The organism is Erwinia piriflorinigrans CFBP 5888 (genome assembly GCF_001050515.1).
GTDB lineage: Bacteria > Pseudomonadota > Gammaproteobacteria > Enterobacterales > Enterobacteriaceae > Erwinia > Erwinia piriflorinigrans.
Window position 1 is genome coordinate 52,183 of record NZ_CAHS01000013.1, and the last position, 18,506, is coordinate 70,688.

21 protein-coding genes are annotated in these 18,506 nt (G+C 53.4%); 8 read left to right on the forward strand and 13 right to left on the reverse strand.

The annotated features are described in order from the left end of the window. The first annotated feature begins 291 nt into the window (after positions 1-291). Entirely contained in the window at positions 292-585 is a 294-nt protein-coding gene (iraP, locus tag EPIR_RS04670) for an anti-adapter protein IraP (protein WP_023654150.1), read from the forward strand. On the opposite strand, the gene EPIR_RS18035 is transcribed toward iraP, so the two are convergent. Continuing rightward, entirely contained in the window at positions 582-770 is a 189-nt protein-coding gene (locus EPIR_RS18035) for a hypothetical protein (protein ID WP_023654151.1), read from the reverse strand. The two genes, iraP and EPIR_RS18035, sit on opposite strands and share 4 nt — an antisense overlap. Before the next feature lie 236 nt (positions 771-1,006). Here EPIR_RS18035 and EPIR_RS04675 point away from each other — a divergent pair, with 236 nt between their 5' ends. Both EPIR_RS04675 and EPIR_RS04680 read left to right on the forward strand, forming a co-directional pair. Beyond that, a complete protein-coding gene (locus EPIR_RS04675) occupies positions 1,007-1,594 on the forward strand; it encodes a class I SAM-dependent methyltransferase (RefSeq protein ID WP_023654152.1) in 588 nt (195 codons plus the stop codon). 75 nt (positions 1,595-1,669) lie between these two features. After that, positions 1,670-1,900 (forward strand): hypothetical protein, encoded by a 231-nt coding sequence (locus EPIR_RS04680; RefSeq protein WP_023654153.1) that lies wholly within the window; start codon positions 1,670-1,672, stop codon positions 1,898-1,900. Positions 1,901-1,976: 76 nt separating this feature from the next. On the opposite strand, the gene EPIR_RS04685 is transcribed toward EPIR_RS04680, so the two are convergent. Both EPIR_RS04685 and EPIR_RS04690 read right to left on the reverse strand, forming a co-directional pair. Further along, the gene (locus tag EPIR_RS04685; RefSeq protein WP_048697018.1) at positions 1,977-2,963 is read right to left on the reverse strand and encodes an acyltransferase; all 987 of its coding nucleotides are present in this window, start codon (positions 2,961-2,963) and stop codon (positions 1,977-1,979) included. A gap of 125 nt (positions 2,964-3,088) precedes the next feature. Then, the gene (locus tag EPIR_RS04690) at positions 3,089-3,343 is read right to left on the reverse strand and encodes a hypothetical protein (protein ID WP_023654155.1); all 255 of its coding nucleotides are present in this window, start codon (positions 3,341-3,343) and stop codon (positions 3,089-3,091) included. Between the two features lie 637 nt (positions 3,344-3,980). Here EPIR_RS04690 and EPIR_RS04695 point away from each other — a divergent pair. Next, positions 3,981-4,175 carry a hypothetical protein gene (locus EPIR_RS04695; RefSeq protein ID WP_012442290.1) on the forward strand — a complete coding sequence of 65 codons (195 nt, stop codon included), beginning with the start codon at positions 3,981-3,983 and terminating at the stop codon, positions 4,173-4,175. 47 nt (positions 4,176-4,222) lie between these two features. Here EPIR_RS04695 and EPIR_RS04700 read toward each other — a convergent pair whose 3' ends face one another. The 7 genes from EPIR_RS04700 to EPIR_RS04730 all read right to left on the reverse strand — a co-directional run bounded on the left by EPIR_RS04700 (position 4,223) and on the right by EPIR_RS04730 (position 11,749). Beyond that, on the reverse strand, positions 4,223-5,803 hold the full coding sequence (locus EPIR_RS04700) for an ABC transporter substrate-binding protein (RefSeq protein ID WP_023654156.1): 1,581 nt from the start codon (positions 5,801-5,803) through the stop codon (positions 4,223-4,225). Positions 5,804-5,985: 182 nt separating this feature from the next. Continuing rightward, positions 5,986-6,651: an ABC transporter ATP-binding protein gene (locus tag EPIR_RS04705; RefSeq protein ID WP_023654157.1), complete on the reverse strand. Its 666-nt coding sequence runs from the start codon at positions 6,649-6,651 to the stop codon at positions 5,986-5,988. Continuing rightward, a complete protein-coding gene (locus EPIR_RS04710) occupies positions 6,644-7,492 on the reverse strand; it encodes an ABC transporter ATP-binding protein (protein WP_193387535.1) in 849 nt (282 codons plus the stop codon). Before EPIR_RS04710 ends, EPIR_RS04705 begins: the two co-directional genes overlap by 8 nt. Further along, a complete protein-coding gene (locus EPIR_RS04715) occupies positions 7,482-8,333 on the reverse strand; it encodes an ABC transporter permease (protein ID WP_023654159.1) in 852 nt (283 codons plus the stop codon). Before EPIR_RS04715 ends, EPIR_RS04710 begins: the two co-directional genes overlap by 11 nt. Beyond that, positions 8,330-9,385: an ABC transporter permease gene (locus EPIR_RS04720; RefSeq protein ID WP_023654160.1), complete on the reverse strand. Its 1,056-nt coding sequence runs from the start codon at positions 9,383-9,385 to the stop codon at positions 8,330-8,332. Before EPIR_RS04720 ends, EPIR_RS04715 begins: the two co-directional genes overlap by 4 nt. Next, a complete protein-coding gene (locus EPIR_RS04725; protein WP_023654161.1) occupies positions 9,385-10,953 on the reverse strand; it encodes an ABC transporter substrate-binding protein in 1,569 nt (522 codons plus the stop codon). Before EPIR_RS04725 ends, EPIR_RS04720 begins: the two co-directional genes overlap by 1 nt. A 139-nt stretch (positions 10,954-11,092) precedes the next feature. Next, positions 11,093-11,749: a CPBP family intramembrane glutamic endopeptidase gene (locus EPIR_RS04730; RefSeq protein ID WP_023654162.1), complete on the reverse strand. Its 657-nt coding sequence runs from the start codon at positions 11,747-11,749 to the stop codon at positions 11,093-11,095. Between the two features lie 150 nt (positions 11,750-11,899). On the opposite strand from EPIR_RS04730, the gene EPIR_RS04735 reads away from it, so the two are divergent. Beyond that, positions 11,900-12,196, forward strand: coding sequence for an I78 family peptidase inhibitor (locus tag EPIR_RS04735; protein ID WP_023654163.1), 297 nt, complete (start codon positions 11,900-11,902; stop codon positions 12,194-12,196). A 103-nt stretch (positions 12,197-12,299) separates the two neighbouring features. Here EPIR_RS04735 and EPIR_RS04740 read toward each other — a convergent pair whose 3' ends face one another. Continuing rightward, entirely contained in the window at positions 12,300-12,545 is a 246-nt protein-coding gene (locus tag EPIR_RS04740; protein ID WP_023654164.1) for a biofilm development regulator YmgB/AriR family protein, read from the reverse strand. A gap of 541 nt (positions 12,546-13,086) precedes the next feature. Here EPIR_RS04740 and cspE point away from each other — a divergent pair. Further along, on the forward strand, positions 13,087-13,299 hold the full coding sequence (gene cspE / locus EPIR_RS04745) for a transcription antiterminator/RNA stability regulator CspE (RefSeq protein WP_012442280.1): 213 nt from the start codon (positions 13,087-13,089) through the stop codon (positions 13,297-13,299). Positions 13,300-13,442: 143 nt separating this feature from the next. On the opposite strand, the gene EPIR_RS04750 is transcribed toward cspE, so the two are convergent. Beyond that, the gene (locus EPIR_RS04750) at positions 13,443-16,523 is read right to left on the reverse strand and encodes a beta-galactosidase (protein ID WP_023654165.1); all 3,081 of its coding nucleotides are present in this window, start codon (positions 16,521-16,523) and stop codon (positions 13,443-13,445) included. 282 nt (positions 16,524-16,805) lie between these two features. On the opposite strand from EPIR_RS04750, the gene EPIR_RS18855 reads away from it, so the two are divergent. Both EPIR_RS18855 and EPIR_RS04755 read left to right on the forward strand, forming a co-directional pair. After that, the gene (locus EPIR_RS18855) at positions 16,806-16,958 is read left to right on the forward strand and encodes a hypothetical protein (RefSeq protein ID WP_023654167.1); all 153 of its coding nucleotides are present in this window, start codon (positions 16,806-16,808) and stop codon (positions 16,956-16,958) included. 277 nt (positions 16,959-17,235) lie between these two features. Beyond that, positions 17,236-17,541 (forward strand): PsiF family protein, encoded by a 306-nt coding sequence (locus EPIR_RS04755; protein ID WP_023654168.1) that lies wholly within the window; start codon positions 17,236-17,238, stop codon positions 17,539-17,541. Between the two features lie 138 nt (positions 17,542-17,679). Here the strand turns inward: EPIR_RS04755 and proC are convergent, their stop codons facing one another. After that, positions 17,680-18,489, reverse strand: coding sequence for a pyrroline-5-carboxylate reductase (gene proC / locus EPIR_RS04760; protein ID WP_023654169.1), 810 nt, complete (start codon positions 18,487-18,489; stop codon positions 17,680-17,682). Positions 18,490-18,506: the final 17 nt, after the last annotated feature.

An 18,506-nucleotide genomic window follows, 5' to 3' on the forward strand; every position in this document is an offset into this window, starting at 1 on the left:
AATGGGCTTAGGCCAAGCTTGGCAGTAAAATGGCGTTCCCGCTATCAGATTCGGGCTAAGCAAATCGTCTGGAGTCAGTTAAGGGCAGGGATACGTCCAATGTCTCAGGAGAGTCTTACAGTGCTTTATTCCTGCTGAGGTTGGAAAAAATGAGGAAATGATTTTTATAAACAGGCAGATGCAAGTATTCTCTGCCAGCAGAACGGGGATAACTGTCACAAGAAGAAATCCTGTTTACCCGATCAGACAGAGTAGTAGTTTCATAACAATAATTTATGAGGAAATCTTGATATGAAGCAGCTGGTTATCGATATTTTATTGAAGCTTGCCAGAATGGATTTGGATACGAAAGAGCTGACGGCTCAGGTCGAGGCCCAGTCACTGGTGCTTGCCGCGCTGCTACTTACCGTTGGCAAAGAGGGTTCTTCATCCATAGCGGAAAATATCCAGAATGCGATACTCTCCGTATCGCGCGGGGGCGAGGATTTTCTGCAAACCGACGTGGATTTATTGCTCACCCATGTCAACCGTCTGCTGGCGGTGACGCGATATGTTGATGAAGTTGCACCAGCAGAAGATGTTTAAGGAGAGCTGTCGACTTCTCGGTAGACCTCACCGCACAGTAACACCGCCTTAGGGCGGCGTTGGTGGATACGCTCCGCCATTTGCTCACAGGCGTATCGGGTAGGATAGATATGTTCTGATACCGGAAGTGCGTCGCAGTCATCATGTCCACAAGCACTGACCAGTAGTACGAAGCCAATTAACATCACTCACTCCTCGGGCCGTGGCGGCGTCTTTTTCAGTATAGGCGACAGGCCGGATGGCAATGTGGTTGGTTTCGCTCATCCAGTGGGACTGGCTGGCAGCTTGATTAAGCTCTGGTATCAGGGCCGAAATTATCGGGATTAATCCTGGTTTTTGCCGCATATGGACAGATTTACAGAACTTGTCGAGTGAGTCGGGGCCTGATGAGGTATGACGTATTAATCAGGAGATGAATATTGTGTTTTCAGCGCTATCGTATCTGAAAAACAAAGTCGGCTATATCCAGGAGTTTATTGCCGATCCCCGTAATACTGGCACCATCGCCCCTTCATCACAGACGCTATGCAGAGCCATGTCGGAAGCGGTGGACTGGCAGCGCGCTCTGCACATTGCCGAGTTGGGCGCGGGGGACGGAGTGCTAACCCGTCATCTTCTGAGCCTTATGCGTGAGGATGCGCGTTTGCAGACGTTTGAAACCAATCCACGTTTTTATTCTTCCCTTAACAGCATGCAGGATCGGGACCCTCGTTTGCAGGTGATGGCGAAATCAGCTGAAAATCTACATGGCCAGTTCGACGCCATTTTCTCTTGCCTGCCCTTGCTGTCCCTACCGTATGCGCTTCGCCATCGCATTCTGAAGCGCGCTGCGACTCAGCTTGCTCCAGGCGGCATCTTTGTCCAATTTCAATACACCTCGTTAAGTGAACCGCTACTTTCTTCTTATTTTGCATGGAGCCGTAAACGTGTGCTGGCGAACCTGCCCCCAGCATGGGTTTATCAGGGGAACCCACTCACGGCGTTACCCCATCCCAGCGCCGTTCGTTAATACGCTGTTACTCTCTTACGGTGGTGAGTGACACAGGCCTGCTATGCTTAACCTTTGAGCAAAGAGGAGGGGGAAATGAGCAGTCATACAGAAGTACCGATTTCAAGTGACGAAGAAGTGTGTACTATCATCGGCAAAGCGGTGGTTGATCTCAGTATTACTGGGCAGCCAGTGAACAAAGCAACGCTTGGTTTAAAGCTTCTGGCTATGGCCGATCAGGACCATGATGACGAACGTATTTTACTGTACTGGATTGCCCGCCGTGCGATTAACCAACCGCATAAATTTGCAGACGCAAGGTTCTGAATCACCGCCTTTTAACCTATGCATCTGCGGTGAGAAGTCTACGGTCGTTCAGAAAATCGCTGAACGACCGTGACGGTCACACCAGGCGTTTAATCCCCGGAATCCGTTGCAGCGCCGCGACCAGCACGGCTGATACGGCATAACTTAATAACGCCACCGCCGGAATACTCAGGATGGCGTAATAGTTTTCGAAATTGACCGGCCACAGCCGGAGCAACGTTTCCAGTACCAACATATGAAGAAAGAAAATCCCCGTGCTCAGTCTGGAAAGTGCGCGTATGGCCAAATTAATGCGTCGGCTAAATTGCAGCTGCGCATTAAGCAACATAAAGAAGCAGGCAAGCGCAAGCGTGACGATGGTCGGTGCAGAGTAGAACAGGAACATATCATTTGGCTGATTGATACTGATTGATAACGAATAGCACATCGCGGCGGTTAATACCGCACTCAGTATAAAGATAATGGCCGCAATAGGGACTTTAGGCGCCAGCTTATAGCGTCGAGCAACGCCGCCAATGATATAGAACCCGGACAGATAAACCACCATATCAATATTACTTGGCGCTGATGTGGGATGGTGTTCCAGCACGCTATCCTTGAAATTATCAAACAGCATATAGACGCAGGCCAGAGCAAACCACACGGTGAGAATGTAATTAATCCTCTGTTGGCTACCGTTCTGAATAAAGGTATTCAGCAGAGGAGTCACCAGATACAGCAGAATCAACGTATAAATAAACCACAAATGTGGATAGGCCGGAGTGCTGAGCGTTTCTAGCAGACTGAATGAGACGGTACTACCATTAACCATGCGGTTATAAATAAAATAAATCACCGTCCAGGCGATCAGCGGCATGAGCAGATTCAGCACGCGGGTTTTCAGCGTACTGAGTAGCGATTCATTTTTATTAAGCGAGATATAGCCAGCAATCAGCAAATACAACGGAAAGGAAATTCGGCCCAGAGCGTCATACATCACCGCGACTGACCAGGCATTATGAAAAGTGTTAAACGGCACCGCTGCGGTATGTAGCAGGATCACCAGATAGGTGGCGACAGGCATTAACAACTTAATATTGAGGGTTTTCAAGGACGGGTTCCTTTGCCAGAGGGCAGCACTGCAAGGCATCTGCAGGCGTTCAATGCTGATAAAATAACATATCTCTGTGCCTGCCAGATGCTTTACCGTCAAATATTATCGTCAGCGGCGCTTGATTCGCTATCAATGGTGATTGCGGAGGCGCATGATTCGTCGGCTTTAATCACGCGATATTGTGCTGAACCATGCCAGATATAAATACATGCACGGCCCGTATCTCCACCATCCTGTTCCTGCGACAGGGGAATGGTGACCGTATCTGCTTGGGAAAAAGGGGAAAAACTGAAAAGACCCACCAGAAGCAGGTAGCGGACAAGGGCTGAAGGGCTTTGAGATAGTGACATAAAGTACACTCCATAATGCTTTTGGCGCCGATGTTGAGAGCACATCGACGACCATCAGCCGCTGGTAACAGCCAGTATTTCAGATTAACGCCGGGCAATATCGATGCTAACAGGCGATTTGCTCCATCGGAATGCTTTAGATACTACCCTGTTGATACAAAGCCGTTTACGCGAGCACACTTTGACAGGTAAACGGATGGGTTCTGCTAAACGAGTCTTAATGCGCTGCCTGCAAAAAAGTTCAGATAGTCAAAGAAGCGCCGCGCGGTTATAGGATTTTTTTGGCGCTATGATTCCAATTTATCGGCATGTTTTAAAATCTACCCTGGAAGTTCCCGTCTTACCTTATTAAAAAAACAATTAATTTACGCTGTAGCACGAAAAGCAAAAAGCAGCAGAGGGAAGGGGGGATCAGGGGGCGAAAAAAATAGCCTCGGGAAGTGGGAAACCCAGCAACACTTCCAGAGGCCATGCAAATGCATAATTCGTTACGTAAGTGACTATATCCGCTTTGATAAAGTTGTACAAGTATATTTTCATGTACAACTTTAGGGCGGTAACTCTCTGTTGGCAAAAAGCGTGACGGCAGCTAGAAAAACTTGCTAGAGTGCGGGTTTATTCGTTAACGGAATTTGATATGTCGAACGAAATTGCACATCCTTCTAATAGTCCGAAGCAGGCCGCCTTACAGCTGGTGATTGAACTGGTTCGTGCAGGAAAACTCAGCCCGCTGCAAGGTGATGCAGCCAATATGATCTCCATCTATGAGCAGTTTAAAACGCATTTCGAAGCTGAAAAGCATAAGCATGCTTCCGAGTCGGCAATTTCCTGACTCGCTCACTAAGCGCATCGGCTGCGCGCCATGCGCGCAGCCGACCTTCACAAGATTTTACTCACCCGGTCGAAATACAGCAGGCTAATCCCAATCCCCCCGTATGCTCCCCGCACATGCTTGCTCAAACCAACCTGTTGTTGCCCCTGTAGCATGACCACAAACGGCGAGTTTTGCTGGATTTCGCTCTGCAACTGTTGGTAAAGCGCGCTGCGTTTTTTAACGTCGCTTTCAGCGGCAGCAGCGCGGGTCTGTGCGCTGAGCTTTGGAATGTTCCAGCCAACGCGCCACGCGAGGGTCTTAGGCCCGCCATCAACATTCCAGGCAAAGGTGCTGGCATTACTGTTGGCATCGACATAGTCCGCCCCCCAGTAGATAAAAACAGATTGGAAATCGCGCCCGCGCATTTTACTCCACAGTTCGGACTCCGCCACCGGATGAATATCAATTTGAATGTCCGCTTTAGCGAAGCTGGCCTGTAGCGCCTGTGCCACTTCTCTGTACGGCGGCTGATTAGCGATCGTCAGGGCAAAACGTGTGCCCGGCTTGATCCCGGCCTGTGCCAGAATCGCTTTAGCTTTAGCGACATCGTAATGGAACGGCAGAGTGTTTAGCGCGCCATCAAATCCGGCGGGCAGGAAGGCTTGATGTACCGAATATTGCCCTCTCAACAGCTTTTGAGAAAGACTGTTATAGTCAATCAACCAGCGTGCCGCCTGCCAAAAGGCTGGGTTGCCCAGAGTGGGCTGCTGCTTGTCCTGAGTATTGAAGCCGAGGTAATAAACCAGGCCGGAGGGGAAGCTGGCGACGGTGACACTGGATTGCTTTTTCAGCGCGGCAAACTGGTCTGCACCAAGATCGTAGGCGATATCGGCATCACCCTGCTCCAACAGCATACGGCGTGACCCGGGATCGGCAACGTTTTTCAGGATGATCCTTTTAAGATGCGGTGCAGGCTGGGCCTGGCGGTTCTGTTCAAGGACCAGCGCCTGCTGTGGCACATAGTGGCTAATTTTGTAGGCGGCACTGCCGGCCGAATGAGTACGTAACCAGCCGTTGCCAAAATCGCCTGTGCTGGCATGCAGCCGTGTCAGCTTACCGTCGACGATGGAGGCAACAGAGGACGTCAGCAGTCGTAGCGCCAGATCGCGCCCAATGTGGGAGACCCAGCGAATTTCTATCTGGCTGTCGCTGTGTTTAATAAATTGAGCATCGATGTTTTCAGGCGTCCAGCCAAATTCATTCAGAATAAATACCGGCGTTTTATTAAGCTTCACCGACCGGGTCAGTGAATAAATCACGTCATCGCTGGTTACCGGGTTACCGCTGTCAAAGTTCATTCCCGGTTTCAGGGTAAACAGCAGACTGTGTTCGCCAGCGCCAGGCTGCCAGCGGGCGGCAAGTTCAGGTGCCAGCTTACGAGGATTGTCAATATCTGCGGATACCAACGTCTGATAGACGTTACGCAAACTGCTGGTGCTGACGGTTTCAAAACTTTCAGCCGGATCGAAGCTGATAATGCCGTCGAGGGAAATGGCAACGATCAGTGTATCGGCAGGCGTCGCAGCCTGAACACCCGCAGAAAGCAGCAGTGTAGTGCCCAACAATAAAGTAAAAATTTTCCGCATAATAAATCCCGATTCAGTTGAGATATCAGGATGATAGGGGGATATGTAGAAATCAGAAATGCCGGATCTGACTATCGTTAGCTGTTTAAGAGATAGCCCGCAGTCGGATTGAGAAATTGAGCAGTCCAGGGGCTGGCGCAACAGCCCCCGGTAAAGGGCAAAGTGCGCCCCGTTTGCGTACGCTAGCTCACGAGCCTTCCGCCATCCATATGTACCGCACGATCGCACATATGGTCGATCACATCAGGATCGTGGCTGACCAGCACCATCGTCAGGTTATCTTGCTGTTTCAGTTGGGTGAGCAAATTGAGGATTTCGGCCTGCACCGACATATCCAGTGCGGAAGTAGGCTCATCCAGCAGCAGAATTTTCGGTTCCAGCAGCAGCGCGCGCACAATCGCCACGCGCTGGCGCTGGCCGCCGGAGAGCTGATGCGGATAACGATCCGCCAGCGCCGGATCTAAACCGACATGTTGGAAACCCCGTTCGATTCGCTCATTGATCCGATCGCTACCGATCAGTTTTAGCGGCTCGGCAAGCGTGCGGCGCAGGCGGTGACGCGGGTGCAGCGAGGCATACGGGTCCTGAAACACCATTTGCACATCGCGGCGTAGCTGCCCGGTAAAAGGTTTACTTGGTAAAGCCTGATGTCCTGCCAGTTTCATGCCGCCACGCCAGTAGCCATTGAGACCGGCCATTACCCACAGCAGCGACGACTTGCCACAGCCGGAAGGCCCGACCAGGCCAAAGCACTCGCCGGGACTGACAGCCAGCGTGACATCATGCACTACGCTGCGCAGCTCGTAGCCCTGTTTGTGGGCCACGCTCAGTTGGGATAATTCAATCACGGCGGTCTCCTTTTATCAATGCGGCGCGATCCAGCACCGGTAGCAGCTTTCCGTGGGTCGCCTTGCTTGGGCGGCAGGACCAGAGAGTGCGCGTGTAGGGATGGGTGGCGCGGGGCAGTTCCTCTGCGGGCAGCTGGTCCAGCAATTCACCTTGATACATCACCATCACCCGTTCACAGTGTTCAGAAACCTGTTGCAGATCGTGACTGATCAGCAACAGGCCCATATTGCGTTGTTCAACCAGACGGCGGATCAGCGCCAGGACCTGGTCGCGCATGGCGTGATCGAGTGCGGAGGTTGGCTCATCGGCAATGAGGAAACGGGGTTCGGCGATCAGCGCGATTGCCAACATCACGCGCTGCCCCATTCCACCTGAAAGCTGATGGGGATAACGCTGCATCAGTTCTGCTGGCTGCGGCAATCCGACCGCGTCGAGCATCTCACACACTTTTTCCTTGATTTCAGCGCGGGAAAAGCGGCCGTGGAGTTTCAACGGCTCGGCGACCTGCCAGCCAATGGTGCGTAGAGGGTTGAGGGCATATTTGGGGTCCTGCATCACCATGCCGAGCTGGCTACCGCGCAACCTGCTCCAGCGACGCTCGCTGAGCGTCAGCGCATTTTCCCCAGCAATATCCAGCGTATTGGCTTCTACTTGCAGCGAAGGGGGCAGCAGGCCCATCAACGTGCGGGCGGTAAGCGACTTACCGGAGCCGGATTCTCCGACCAGCGCGACACGCTCACGGCCAAGCGTAAAGCTGATATTTTCCACCAGCGTCGCACCGCCAGCCGCGCGAATAGTCAGGTTATCCACCACAATCTGTGCAGAAGGATCAGTTGTCATTTCGGGTGTCCAGTCGATCACGCAGGCCATCGCCCGTGAGATTAAATGCCAGGCTGGCAAACAGGATCGCACCGCCGGGAACGGCCGCGACCCACCATTGATCGAATATCACCTTGCTGCCTTCCGCCACCATTGAGCCCCATTCGGCGGTCGGCGGTTGAATGCCCATGCCGAGAAAGCCCAGGCCAGCGGCAGAGAGGATAATTCCGCCAAGGCTAAGGGCGGCGCGGACTACCGCCGTCGGCAGACAGAGCGGTAAAATATGCCCGAACATCAGACGCAAACCGTTGATCCCCTGCATGCGGGCGGCGGCAAGATAGTCGCTGCGGCGCAGTGCAAGTGTCTCAGCCCGCGCCTGGCGGGCGAACGGCGGCCAGCTGGTCAGCGCCAGTGCCAGCGCACCATTCATCAGTCCCGGCCCCATCATCGCCACCAGCGCCAGCGCAATCACCAGATTGGGCAGAGAGAGGAAAATATCGGTAATGCGCATCAGCACGCGCTCGGCCCAGCCGCCGAGGTAGCCCGCGCTGATGCCAATCAGCATGCCTACCGGAATAGTTAGTACCAGGATCAACGACACCAGCAGCAGCGTGGGCCGCGCGCCGTAAATCACTCTGGATAGCAGGTCGCGGCCAAAGCCATCCGTTCCCAGCCAGTGGTCGGCGGAAGGGGGCATCAGTCGCGCCGCCATCTCCTGCGCATTCGGATCGTCTGGTGCCAGCAGTGGGGCAAACAGGGCGGCGAAAATCAGCAGCCCGACCAGGCCGAGGCCAATAGCTAGCGTGATATTACGGCGCACGCGCGGTTTAACACTTTCCGCATTGGGGAGAGAGGGCGTCATCGGGTTCTCGGGTCAGTCAGGTAAGTTAGCGCATCCGCCAGCGCATTGATGGCGATAAAACAGCCGCCAATCAGCAGGGTGGAGCCGAGGATAGCCGGGGTGTCCGAGGCGAACAGCGCGGTGGTCATATAGCGGCCTACACCTGGCCAGGCGAACACGGTTTCTGTCAGAACCGAGCCTTCCAGCAGTGTGGCGTAAGAGAGCGCCAGCACGGTTATTAGCGTGCCGCGCACGTTAGGGAAAATATGTAGCAGCAGGATGCGCCCACGGCTGGCTCCTTTGGCGCGGGCAAGCGTCACATACTCTTTGCTGCTCTCTTCCAACAATGCTGCGCGCAGTAGCCGGGTAATGGTTGCCATTGATAGCAACCCCAGCACCACCACCGGTAGCCAAAGATGGGCGATGGCATTACGCAACATCTCCCTGTCGCCGGACAGCCAGCTGTCGATCAATACCAGCCCGGTTTTCGGCTCCATTGTATAGATCCAGATATCGTCCAGTCGGCCCGGCCCGGCAGACCAGTGAAGCACGGCATAGAACAGCAACAGCCCAAGCAGGCCGAGCCAGAATACCGGCACCGAATAACCGAGCAGGGAAATCAGGCGAGCCAGATGGTCAAGCAGGCTGCCCGGTTTCCACACCGCCAATAATGCCAGCAAAATACCTAACAGCGCGCCAAAGATCATGGCGCAGGTGGCCAGCTCAATGGTGGCCGGGAAGGTGCGTGCCAGGTCGCTGGCGACCGGTTGATTGGTGATGTTGGAAATACCGAGATCGCCATGCACAAGATTTTGCACATAGTGCCAGAACTGCAATGGTAGCGGCTGGTCCAGCCCAAGACGGGCGCGCACCTGGGCGTAGGTCGATTCACTGGCGTGGTCTCCGGCAATTTGCAGCACCGGGTCAACCGGAGAAAGGTGGGACAGGGCGAAGGTGAAGAGTAGCAGCCCCAACAGGGTAACCACCAGTGAGATCAGCGCGCTCAGTAACCCGCCGCTTCGCCGCCAAAACAGCCGGGCAGATGGCCCGGCATTGCGTAAAGATGCAACCATTACTTGGTGACCTGACTGTAATAGACCATGTCCGGGTTAATGCCCTGTACATAGCCCTTAAGATTGTCGCGCAGCGCCACCAGATTACGCGCCTGCATACCGATCACATACGGCGAGCTTTGCAGCACTTCGCGCTGCATTTTCTGGTAAAGCTCAATGCGCTTCGCCTTATCGCTTTCCGCCGTGGCGGCCAGCGTCTGCTTGTTCAGCTCAGGAATATGCCAGTTGGAGCGCCACGCCAGGGTTTTACTGCCATCTTCCGGGTTATAAGCAAAGGCTGCGGCATTGGTATTCGGGTCAAAGTAGTCTGCTCCCCAGGCGTTCAGGGTAGCCTGGTACTGATGTGCTTTCACTCGCGTTGCCACTTCGGAACTGATACCGGGCTGAACCTCTACCTTGACACCGCCTTTGGCAAAGCTGGCCTGTAAAGCTTGAGCAATATCCAGATAGGGAGGCTGATTACTGGTAGATAGCTTAAAGCTGACGTTGGTCAGGCCAGCCTTCTTCAGTATTGCCTTCGCCTTTTCCGGATCGTAGGTGAACGGATTGTCGTTTACCGCGCCGAGGAAGCCCTCTGGCAGGAACGACTGATGAACCTGGAACTGCCCTTTTAACAGGTCATTGGCGATGCCTTTGTAGTCAAACAGGTAGCGCGAAGCTTCCCACAACGCCGGATTTTTCAGTACCGGATCGGCGTCGATATTAAACTGGATGTAATAGAGCGAAGCCATCGGTACTGCGAGGGTTTTTACCCCGGTTTTGTCTTTCAGCGAGGCGATTTGGTCAGCCCCCAGGTTACGCGCGATATCGGCATCGCCCTGCTCCAGTAACAGGCGGCGCGCGGCAGGTTCCGGCACGTTTTTGATCAACACGTTTTTCAGTTTTGGTGCGCCGCCCGGAGAGCCAGGATTTGCGCTGAACAGCACCACTTCATGCGGAATATATTTGCGGATCTGATAAGGGCCGCTGCCTGCCGAGTGCAGGGCCAGCCACTTATTGCCCAAATCGCCCTGTTTTTCGTTTGCCATCACGATTTTTTCGTCGACGATGGATGAAACGGGGGCGGCCATCAGGCTGAGAACATAGGTCGGACTGACGTTGGCGCTCCAGCTAATTTGCACATGCTGGTCATCAATCTTTTTCAGCTGGGCATCGACGTTATCTTTGGTCCAACCCAGCTGTGACAGAATAAACGACGGATCGAGGTTGAGCTTGATGACGCGTGATAGTGAAAAGATGACATCTTCCGGGCGCACGGGATTGCCGGAGGCGAATTTTGCTCCTTCGCGCAGGGTAAATATCATGCTGCGGTTGTCGCTACCCGCCTGCCAGCGGGTTGCCAGAGTCGGTTGCAGATTGGTTGGGTTCAGTGGGTCTGACTGAACCAGGCGCTGATAAAGGTTGGTGAAAGCCTGAACTGAAGTCAGTTCAAAGCCGTCTGCCGGGTCGAAACTGTTCGCGTCATCGATTGACTGGGCAATAACCAGTGTATCCGCAGGCGTTGCGGCAGAGGCAACAAACGGTGACGCCAAAGTCAGAGCGAAAACAGAGGGAATGATATTTTTCATGACGTTTCCTTGCCTTAGGATTTTTCGCGAGTTTAAGTGAACAACGAATAAGAATAATAGTAGATTATTCACTATCGTTATGAAGAAAGGGTATAAGCCCGGCCAATTAGTTATAATAATGAAGGCTGATGCAACAGAGTTAGCGGATGATGTTTTGCCAAAGAAGCGGGGCAACGCCGAGAAAATTGTTCAGCATATGCAGGTAGATGGGGAGTTTCAACCCGCCAGATACCAGACGGGCGGCACATAGCAACAGCGACAATACGGTGAGCGCAATCAGGGTTTGCAGATGCGCATACTGGGTATGGAGCAGGGCAAAAATGATTGATGTCACCAGCGAGCAGGCCAGGCGCTGGGCGGGTGCCCACAGCAGAAAAGCGTGCAGGATAAAACCACGGAAGAGAATTTCTTCAAATATCGGCGCCAGGATCACCACGGCCAGGCAGAAGCTTATCAGGCCGAGTTGCGAGTTACCTGTCTGACTGAGGGCCCAGGTTTCCGGGCGTAAATACCACGACTGGCTGCCAATTGCCGCCAGCAGCAGCGCGCTGAACAGCAGAACCTGGCGCGTGCGCAATATGCCTAAAGGGATCTCGGCAAATTGCCGCGTATACCAACGATAAATGGGCACCAGTGCGGCAAACTCCAGCAGACAAGTCACCGGCATCAGCAAGCCCTGGCTCTTTAACGTATCGATACAGGGAAAGTGATTGACCAGCAGCGCAATCGAATACCACATCATAAACGCGCCGCAGCAAAGCAGGGTATGGTTAACGTTGTCAGATGCTGGTGTCATGGTGAGTATCTTGAGCGGCAGAGAGGCGGCGATGTTAACAAGCTATCGGCCCCTCCCGCAAATGCATGGTATCTGGGCAGCGCAAAGGCGGTGATATCTGCTAACCTTCCCACGCATTAACTACCCTAAACCCAGAGAGGAGCAGTCATAGTGAAATATTATGGAAAAGTTGCCGCAATGCTGGCTTTAATGGTGCTGTCAGGTTGTCAGTCAGCAGATAAAAAAAGCGTGTCCTCTGCGGCGGTTGACCCGGAGATGGACCGCTGCGGCGCAGCGGAATATCAACCGTATGTAGGCAAGCCGCTGGCGGCCATTGAATCTCTTCGTTTCGAACATGCGGTGCGTGCCATACCTTACAACTCCGCCGTAACAATGGATTTCAATCTGAACCGTATCAACTTTATGGGCGATAAGCAGGGCAATATCAGCCAGGTGTATTGCGGATAAATGCTGTCGGAACAGGAGGCAATAACCTGCTGTTCCTATTTTTCAGGCATGGCGTGACCTTCAACCCGCAGTCGGTTTATCACCGCACTGCGACTTGCCGCACCTACTCCTGAACTTTCAGTATCTCTGCCAGCAGCTTACGGCACTCCAGTAGCACCGACGGATCCTGTACCTGATCCAGTCGAGCGATAACATTGGCGATAATCGCCGTATTACTGGCTGGCGTGCCCGCCTGCATCAGTTCGACCATAATTGCCTCCAGTAGCTCACTCTCTTTCACCGTGTGAAAAGATGGACTGTTAAAATAGTCGGTAATGGCGCGCCCGGCGCCCTGTAACTGATGATCCATGACGAACCTCCTAAAACATGCCACTAGTGGCCACAAAGCCACAACGTCGGTTTGGGCTGAGAGCAAGACAGCCCGAACCTCTGAACAATCCATAGGTGGCTTTTTATTACTCTAGGTGGCGCGCACGGGAATGCCAGTAACTTATAGAAATATATTTAACATGCCACCGGGCTGATGTTCAGATGTGAACGGGCTAAATATTGACCTTCCTGGTCAGCTTATTGTTGTTTGACCGTTGCGAGTCGTCTGACAGGTAAAGCGGGTGAAAGAAATGTGAAATTATTTTATGATATAAACCAATAGGTTAGTATCTATTTTTCGGTTTTATTCAATCCCCACTTGTACTGCAAGCCCGGTTATGAGTAAATGTGCCCGTCGGTTTTGATACAGACCCACGTATGCGAGCAATTTTAGTAAAGCAGTCTTCAGTTCAAGCGTTAGCCTAAGCTTCTTCCTGACTTCCTTCTTGAGTGCCTCATAGTAATCCCTGTTGACGAACCCTGTGCCCCCGTGGCTTACTACAATATTGAAGGAAAGACTTATGTCTAACAAAATGACTGGTTTGGTAAAATGGTTCAACGCTGAGAAAGGTTTCGGCTTCATCTCCCCAACCGACGGCAGCAAAGACGTTTTCGTACACTTCTCTGCAATTCAGAACGGCGGCTTCAAGACGCTGGAAGAAGGTCAGAAAGTGGAGTTCACTATCGAAAACGGCCAGAAAGGCCCAGCAGCAGCTAACGTAACTGCGCTGTAAGATAGAAACTCCTTCGTTATTACCGTGATAGGTTAACCTTTAACGGTATGACACGAAAACGAAAAACCCGCCTTATGGCGGGTTTTTTGCGTTCCAGGCGGCGGTCATTTCCATCGCCGCCAGCCTGATGCGAAGTGGAATATTCAGCGCTGTGCCAGCATCAGCCGGTAACGGTACTGGCGAGCGCTGAGCAAAAATTCCGCGTTAACGCTTGGACTCCAGGAGTCATCACCGCCCACGCCCATATGATAGCCGTCAAGAGTGAGCCAGCAGCCCGCTTCGTCGCGCAGCAAATGACGGTGCGAAGTCTTGTGCAACTGCTCTACGCTATGGCGACTTAGCGAGAAGTGAAAATCCCCGCTGATATGCCAGTGACCAAATGTCAGTTCCCTGGTTCCTCCGCGCAGCCCGTTCTCACTCGGGAAGACATAGGGTGTGCTCAATGCCTCAAGCGGCAACTGCCAGCGTGAAAATTCTGCCGCCAGTCTGCGATCCGAATAGTTCTCATGCGGGCCGAGGCCCAGCCAGCTGGCCTCTTTTGCCACCTCCTGGAGCTGGCAGTGCAGGCCAATGCGCGCCGGTTCTGGCTGCCCGGCTGCAATATCTACTTCGACCTCCAGCAGCATCTCACCCTGTCGATTTATTCGATAACATTTACGGCTGAGAAAGCGCAGTTCGCCGCCGGCCAGCCAGGCCTGCTCACTACGTATTTGTACACCGTCGCTCAGGATATCTTTCTGTAGTCGCAGCAGCTGACTTTTAAGCTGGTAGTAGCCCGCCCGTTGCCAGCGTTCTACCCACGCATGTGGGTCGATGCGGTTGGCCTCACTGATACCAATATCATTGTCCAGCGGCGCACGCACGAACAGATCGCGCAGCGGGGATAGCAGCTGCGGTTTGTCCTCTTGCAGCCACTGGATAAGTTCACCGCTCTGACGACAGAACTGCCAGCGTTGCCGGGCATGCGCAATCTCAATCAGCTGCGGCAACGGGTGTAAATGAGGTTGTTCACCCGGTCTGTCAGGCAGTGGCAGTGGCATTGCCGCAGGGAGTTGCCAGCCATCCCACGCGACACGATGGTTGGCTGGCGACCATGCGGTGGCCTCGGGCTGGATCACCGCGACCCGCAGCCACAATTCACCGGTCAACGATGGAAGTTCACCCAGCGTCAGGCCGATCGTGCCTTCCGGGGGAAGATCCAACGTAATCTGTCCTTCGGCAATAAGTTCCCCATGATGCTCAATGCGCCAGCTTAGCCGCTCGTTGTCGCTGTGACGGAACAGATATTCACTGGTGATGGCCAGGGTTATCGGAGCGGTATTCTCCAGCTGAAACTGGTAAAACTGCTGGGCGCGCTGTGCCTCAAATAATGCCGGATGCGGGCTGCGGTCGGCAAAGAGGAGTCCATTCATGCAGAACTGGCGGTCATTCGGCAGGTCGCCAAAGTCACCACCGTAGGCCTGCCAGCTGCTGCCGTCGGCTGCATGGCGCGTCAGGCTTTGATCGGCCCAGTCCCAGACAAATCCGCCCTGTAAGCGGGGATACTGGCGGAAAGCCTGCCAGTAACGGTCGAAACCGCCCAGGCTGTTACCCATGGCATGGGCGTACTCACAGAGAATCAGTGGGCGCGTCTCTTCCGGTAGGGAGATCCATTTTTTAATCGACCATTTGGGCACAGCTTCAAAAGGTTGATCCTGATCGACCCGGGCATACATCGGGCAGATGATGTCGCTGGCGGCTGTATCGGCTCCGCCGCCTTCATATTGCACTGGCCTGCTGGGATCGTGACTTTTTATCCAACGATAAAGAGCATCGTGGGTGCTGCCATGCCCCGATTCGTTGCCCAGCGACCAGATAATAATGCAGGCATGGTTGCGATCGCGTTGCACCATACGGGTCACCCGCTCGCTGAAAGCAGGAAACCAGTTAGGATCGTCCGACAGCCGGTTCATCGGTTGCATGCCGTGCGTCTCAATATTGGCTTCATCCACCACATACAGTCCGTAGCGGTCGCACAGGCGATACCACAGCGGATGGTTCGGGTAATGGGAGCAGCGCACCGCGTTGAAGTTATGCTGCTTCATCAGCAAAATATCGGCGATCATGGAGGGTTCATCCATCACCTGACCACGATCCGGGTGATGTTCGTGACGGTTGGTGCCGCGAATCAATAGCGCTTTGCCGTTGAGCCTGAGTAGGCCGCCGCTCACCTCTACCTGACGAAAGCCAACGTCGCAGGCTTCTGCTTCAATCAGTGTGCCATCAGCATCCAGCAGCGCGATCACCGCTCGGTAAAGATGCGGCGTTTCGGCACTCCACAACAGCGGTTGGTCAACAGGCAGGGACAGGCGCGTGCGATCGAGATAGCGGCCACGTTCGTCAACCACCGGCGTGCCAAATGGCTGCTGGTGCTGCGCAATCAGCATATCTTCACGCCATAATGTCACCTTCAACTGATAGGCGCTGGCGTCAAGCAGAGAACTTAATGCCATAACCCGGAGCTGTGCGCTGCGATATTCAGCGCTGAGATGGGTGTCAATATGAATATCATTCAGCCTTACCCTCGGTTTATGTAGCAGGCTGACGCTGCGGAAAATTCCGCTCATGCGCCACATATCCTGGTCTTCCAGATAACTGCCATCGCACCAGCGTAGCACCATCACGGCAATGCGGTTTTCCCCCGCCAGCAGGTGTTGACTGAGGTCGAATTCGGCAGGCAGCCGACTGTCCTGTGAGTAGCCAATAAATTCGCCGTTGCACCACAGGTAAAAGGCCGAGTTAACGCCGTCAAAGATAATTCGTGTCTGGCCACTCTGAAGCCATTCGGACTGGCAGCGAAAGGTGAGCGAATAGCAACCGGTTGGATTGTCGTCAGGAACCCGTGGCGGATCTGGCGGGATAGGGTACTGCACGTTGGTATAAATGGGGGCATCGTAACCTGATAGCTGCCAGTTAGACGGCACGCTCAAGCTGCCAACCTGTGGCAGGTCGCTATTGATCCACTCTTCCGGCACTGCCTGTGGACGATCGAAATAGCTAAAACCCCATTCCCCGTCCAGCAGCCGTTGACTCGGGCTGGGCAAATCACCGCGCGCCGCATCCGCATTACGCCAGCTGGCAAGCGGGGTGTGGGCGGGCAGGCGGTTAAGCTGAGTGATTGAGGGGTTTTCCCAGTGACGCTGGGCTAAAAGCTGCTGCAAGGACAGGGGATCAGGTTTTGCCATCTTTTATACCTCATAAGTGTTATGCATTAAGATTGAGGCTGGAACCGTTTGATATAAAGGCAAAAGAGATCAGGATGTGATGGTTATCGCAACATTGAGGATAAAGATAATCTGTAAAACAGGGGGTTGATGCAGGTTTTTCCTGGGAAATGAGCAGGAAAGCGTTAAGTATACTTACTAAAGGTAAAAAGCGCGTGAAAGCGGACAATTCTGCATTGTGAGCGGTACGCTGCACGCTTAGTATCAGCGCGAATGGTTGTTCATGTTGTTACGAGGTTTATTATGGCGAGTATGATTAAAGCAGTGAGCATTATTGCGCTGGTGGCAACCTTGAGCGGATGCCTGTTTCCGCCTCCGGGTGGTGGCGGTGGTGGTGGCGGTGGCGGCTGGGGGGGCGGTGGCCCACGCGGTGGATTTATGCAGCAGGGGCGCTAGACCACGTCTGTCAGGGCCAGATACTGGCCCTGCGAATCGCCGTCCGCACAGTAAAGTATTGCTATTTATGGCGCAACGCCATATATCCAGTCACAGCAAACAGCACCTGCGTTATCATTTCCGTCAGCGGATTGTGAACAGGAAAACGCGTTGGCGCTTCTCTGTATCTCCCATCATTCCAACGCGTACCGGCCAAATCTCGTTTTTCTACTCGCCGAACACAAAATCTATGCCACACTTTATAGTGCACTTATAACAATTATGGGAAGGCATATAAATGAAACTTCAGTTATTGATGACGGCTGCTCTGCTGTCAATGACGGTTGCGGGCTACGCAGGAGCCGCAGAGAAAACCGCTCAACAGCAAAAGATGACCGTATGTAACCAGCAGGCGGCAGAGAAGTCGCTGAAAGGTGATGACCGGAAGGGCTTTATGAGCAACTGTTTGAAAAAAGACAGTAAGGCTGGCGGAATGACGCCACAGCAACTCAAGATGAAGACCTGTAATTCTCAGGCCGGTGAAAAAATGCTGAAAGGTGATGCGCGTAAAACATTTATGAGCAGCTGCCTGAAAAAAAGCTAAAATGGTGCGGGTCAAACGGCCCGCCCATTTATCCTGTTATCAAAAGTTTGTCCGGTGTTAATGGAATCTGGCACTGAATGTGATCCCCAGTGCGATCCTTTAACAGCCTACGCCGCACGGCAGGCGGCGTGGTCAGACTTACGGCTTGCTCATCCGTTCTGACTTAGCCATACATTGCTGCATCGCTTCAATCACCGCAGAACGTAAACCTTTTTGCTCCAGCACTTTGACCGCTTCAATGGTCGTTCCGCCCGGCGAGCACACCATATCCTTGAGTTCACCCGGATGTTTTCCGGTTTCCAGCACCATTTGCGCGGCACCTTTTACCGTCTGGGCAGCAAACTGATAGGCTTGGGCGCGGGGCATTCCACCCAGCACTGCCGCATCGGCCATCGCTTCGATAAACATAAAGATGTAGGCCGGAGCGGAGCCGCTCACGGCCACGACCGCGTGGATGAGATATTCAGGCACCAGTGCCGCCTGGCCAAAACCACTAAAGATTTGTACCACATCATCAGCTTCTTCTTTCGTCACTAGCACATTTGGCGTAACCGAGGTCATCCCTTCGTTCACCAGAGCCGGGGTGTTGGGCATAACGCGCACGATTTTACGGTCATGCCCGAGTACGGAAGCCAGCGAATCCAGGGTGATCCCTGCAGCGATAGAAACCACCAGTGTCTCTTTGTTCAGGCTGCCGACGACATCCTTGAGTACTGACAGGATCATATTAGGCTTTACCGCACCAAATAGAATATCTGCCTGCTCTGCCACCTGGCGTGCGCTGTCTGCCGGTGTGATACCGTACTGCTGCTGCATAGCCTGATTCGTCGCTGGTTTGTGGTCGAATACCCAGATATTTTCTGCTTTAACCTGTCCGGCCGCAATTATGCCAGCAATAATGGCTTTGGACATGTTGCCACAGCCAATGAACCCAATTTTCTTTTCCATCCTATTCTCCCTATTGT

Excerpts from the sequence above, each read along its gene's own strand:
- iraP (WP_023654150.1), top strand. The coding sequence starts at position 292 with ATGAAGCAGCTGGTTATCGATATTTTATTGAAGCTTGCCAGAATGGAT.
- EPIR_RS18035 (WP_023654151.1), bottom strand. The coding sequence starts at position 770 with ATGTTAATTGGCTTCGTACTACTGGTCAGTGCTTGTGGACATGATGAC.
- EPIR_RS04680 (WP_023654153.1), top strand. The coding sequence starts at position 1,670 with ATGAGCAGTCATACAGAAGTACCGATTTCAAGTGACGAAGAAGTGTGT.
- EPIR_RS04685 (WP_048697018.1), bottom strand. The coding sequence starts at position 2,963 with ATGCCTGTCGCCACCTATCTGGTGATCCTGCTACATACCGCAGCGGTG.
- EPIR_RS04690 (WP_023654155.1), bottom strand. The coding sequence starts at position 3,343 with ATGTCACTATCTCAAAGCCCTTCAGCCCTTGTCCGCTACCTGCTTCTG.
- EPIR_RS04695 (WP_012442290.1), top strand. The coding sequence starts at position 3,981 with ATGTCGAACGAAATTGCACATCCTTCTAATAGTCCGAAGCAGGCCGCC.
- EPIR_RS04700 (WP_023654156.1), bottom strand. The coding sequence starts at position 5,803 with ATGCGGAAAATTTTTACTTTATTGTTGGGCACTACACTGCTGCTTTCT.
- EPIR_RS04710 (WP_193387535.1), bottom strand. The coding sequence starts at position 7,492 with ATGACAACTGATCCTTCTGCACAGATTGTGGTGGATAACCTGACTATT.
- EPIR_RS04715 (WP_023654159.1), bottom strand. The coding sequence starts at position 8,333 with ATGACGCCCTCTCTCCCCAATGCGGAAAGTGTTAAACCGCGCGTGCGC.
- EPIR_RS04720 (WP_023654160.1), bottom strand. The coding sequence starts at position 9,385 with ATGGTTGCATCTTTACGCAATGCCGGGCCATCTGCCCGGCTGTTTTGG.
- EPIR_RS04725 (WP_023654161.1), bottom strand. The coding sequence starts at position 10,953 with ATGAAAAATATCATTCCCTCTGTTTTCGCTCTGACTTTGGCGTCACCG.
- EPIR_RS04730 (WP_023654162.1), bottom strand. The coding sequence starts at position 11,749 with ATGACACCAGCATCTGACAACGTTAACCATACCCTGCTTTGCTGCGGC.
- EPIR_RS04740 (WP_023654164.1), bottom strand. The coding sequence starts at position 12,545 with ATGGATCATCAGTTACAGGGCGCCGGGCGCGCCATTACCGACTATTTT.
- cspE (WP_012442280.1), top strand. The coding sequence starts at position 13,087 with ATGTCTAACAAAATGACTGGTTTGGTAAAATGGTTCAACGCTGAGAAA.
- EPIR_RS04750 (WP_023654165.1), bottom strand. The coding sequence starts at position 16,523 with ATGGCAAAACCTGATCCCCTGTCCTTGCAGCAGCTTTTAGCCCAGCGT.
- EPIR_RS18855 (WP_023654167.1), top strand. The coding sequence starts at position 16,806 with ATGGCGAGTATGATTAAAGCAGTGAGCATTATTGCGCTGGTGGCAACC.
- EPIR_RS04755 (WP_023654168.1), top strand. The coding sequence starts at position 17,236 with ATGAAACTTCAGTTATTGATGACGGCTGCTCTGCTGTCAATGACGGTT.
- proC (WP_023654169.1), bottom strand. The coding sequence starts at position 18,489 with ATGGAAAAGAAAATTGGGTTCATTGGCTGTGGCAACATGTCCAAAGCC.